Genomic DNA, 2,434 nt, shown 5'->3' with positions numbered 1-2,434 from the left:
GAGGTCAAGCGGGACGAGAAGCAGACCACCAAGTACCGGCCGCAGGCCCAGGTGATCTGCACCGTCCGGAACGAGCCGGGCTGACCGGCCCGCGACCGACGCCCGGGCGCTGGAGACGGCCTACGGGCGGCGCGGGGTGACCGAGAGGATCCTGTCGTCGCCGTCGCGGGGCGAGCCCCTGCCGTCCTTGTTGCTGGTCGACACCCAGACCGTGCCGTCCGGGGCCGTCGTCACGCCGCGGAGCCGCCCGTACACCTCGGTGAAGTGCGCGACCGGCTTGCCCGGCGAGCCGTCCCCGTCGAGCGGGATCTGCCACAGCCGCTCGCCGCGCAGCGCGGCCATCCAAAGCGAGCCGCCCGCGTAGGCCAGGCCCGAGGGCGAGGCTTCGGCGGTGGTCCAGGTCACGATCGGGTTGACGAAGTCCGGGTTGTCACCGCGGCCCTCCACCTCCGGCCAGCCGTAGTTGGCCCCCGGCTTGATCAGGTTGACCTCGTCGTACCTGCCCGCGCCGAACTCCGAGGCGTACAGCCTGCCGGCGGCGTCCCAGGCCAGGCCCTGCACGTTGCGGTGGCCGAGGCTGTAGACGAGCGTGCCGAAGGGGTTGCCGGGCGCGGGCGCGCCCTCCACGGTCATGCGCAGGATCTTGCCGGCGAGCGAGTCGCGTCGCTGGGCGAGCTCGCCCTCACCGATCTCGCCCGTGGCGGCGTACAGATAGCCGTCCGGGCCGAACTCCAGCCGGCCGCCGTTGTGGATGGCGCCCTTGGGGATGCCCCTGACGATCACCTTCGGCTCGCTGATCCCGGTCTCGCCGAGGCGGTAGCGGACGATCCGGTTGTCCTCGGCGGCGGTGTAGTAGACGAACACGTGGCCCTCCCTGACCGTCACGCCCATCAGGCCACCCTCGCCGTCGGGCTCCACCCCTTCGATCGTGGCCAGCGCGGTGACCTGCCCGGACCGGCCGAGCTTCAGCAGCCTGCCGGAGTCACGCTCGGTCACCAGCGCGTCGCCACCGGTCAGGAACGCCATCGCCCACGGCACGGCCAGGTCGCGGGCCACCGTCACCGGTTCGTCCGGCCGGGCGGCGGGGGAGACGGCGGCCGTCGGCACCACCCCGCCTGCGCTGGAACAGGAGGTGAGCGCGGCCACCAGCGTGATCGCCAAGAGATTTCTCATGTGTTCCATACTTCCCCCCAGGTCGTAAGGTTCTCGGCATGAGGATCTGGGTTCCTTCCCACGAAGTCGTAGATGTCCTTTCTGATCTGCCGGGGGTGGAGTGCGTCGTCTACGACGGGCGCGGCCCGGTGCCGGACGGGGCCGACGAGGTCGAGGTGTGGGTGCCGCCGCTGGTGACCGTGCCCGACGTGCCGGGACTTCTGGCCAGGATGAGCTCCTTGCGCCTCTTGCAGACGGTCACGGCGGGCGTGGAACCGTACCGGCCGCACATGCCTGAGGGCGCGGTGCTGTGCAACGCGCGCGGCGTGCACGACGCCGGCACGGCGGAGTGGGCGGTCGGCGCGATGCTCGCGGTGCTGCGGGAGTTCCCGGGGTTCGTGGACGCGCAGCGGCGGGGCGAGTGGCACTACCACCACACCGGCGCGCTGGCCGACAGCACCGTGCTGATCGTCGGCTACGGCTCCATCGGCGCCGCGCTCGAACGCCGGCTCGACGGTTTCGAGGTCGACGTCGTCCGCGTGGCCAGGAGCGCCCGCGACGATGTCCACGCCATGGAGGAGCTGCCCGAGCTGCTGCCCGCGGCCGACGTCGTAGTGCTGCTCGTGCCCGCCACCGAGGCCACCTCCGGCATGGTGGACGCCGCCTTCCTCGCCGGCATGAAGGACGGCGCCGTGCTGGTCAACGCCGCCCGTGGCGGGGTGGTCGACACCGACGCGCTGCTCGCCGAGCTGAAGGCCGGCAGGCTGCGCGCCGCGCTCGACGTGACCGCGCCCGAGCCGCTGCCCGCCGACCATCCGCTCTGGAGCGCGCCCGGCGTGCTGATCACCCCGCACGTCGCGGGCAGCACCCCCGCCTCGGTGCGGCGCACGCTCCGGCTGGTCCGCGCGCAGCTGCTGCGCTACCTCGCGGCGGAGCCGCTGGAGAACGTCATCAGCGACGCCTACTGAACCGGCGCGCACCGAACTGACGCACCGGACCGACCCGTACTGAGAGGAATCCGGAACGTGGCTGGCCCGTGACCTTCGGTGCGTACCGTTGCTTGTACCAGGAGGTTCCTGACTCACTGTCAAGTATGGTCGGGAACCGATTGGTCTGTGTGGTTATCAGATCGGTGACGACATCGGCGTTGTCACCCCCCGGACACCCGCCACCACGCACACTGGCGATGTGGCCCGTCGGTCCTCGGCGGCCACCGGGCAGAGTTCGAGACGGGATGGGCAACGACTGTGATCCGCTGGCGTGACCCTCGGGCACCGCTGAC

General features: G+C 71.6%; 2 protein-coding genes. One reads left to right on the top strand and one right to left on the bottom strand.

Going from position 1 to position 2,434, the window contains the following annotated elements:
• Positions 1-120: 120 nt before the first annotated feature.
• Positions 121-1,173 (bottom strand): PQQ-dependent sugar dehydrogenase, encoded by a 1,053-nt coding sequence (locus tag DAT37_RS28740; protein ID WP_109528028.1) that lies wholly within the window; start codon positions 1,171-1,173, stop codon positions 121-123.
• A gap of 38 nt (positions 1,174-1,211) precedes the next feature.
• Here DAT37_RS28740 and DAT37_RS28735 point away from each other — a divergent pair, with 38 nt between their 5' ends.
• Complete coding sequence (locus DAT37_RS28735) at positions 1,212-2,120, top strand: 2-hydroxyacid dehydrogenase (RefSeq protein WP_109528027.1); 909 nt, start codon at positions 1,212-1,214, stop codon at positions 2,118-2,120.
• Positions 2,121-2,434 lie beyond the last annotated feature (314 nt).

The sequence above is a fragment of the Nocardia aurea genome, from assembly GCF_003123685.1.
Classification (GTDB): domain Bacteria; phylum Actinomycetota; class Actinomycetes; order Mycobacteriales; family Mycobacteriaceae; genus Nocardia; species Nocardia aurea.
Note: the sequence above shows the minus strand (reverse complement) of the source record. Positions and strands in the feature narration are given on the sequence as shown.

Coding starts and splice junctions, on each gene's coding strand:
- DAT37_RS28740 (WP_109528028.1), bottom strand. CDS start 1,173: ATGAGAAATCTCTTGGCGATCACGCTGGTGGCCGCGCTCACCTCCTGT.
- DAT37_RS28735 (WP_109528027.1), top strand. CDS start 1,212: ATGAGGATCTGGGTTCCTTCCCACGAAGTCGTAGATGTCCTTTCTGAT.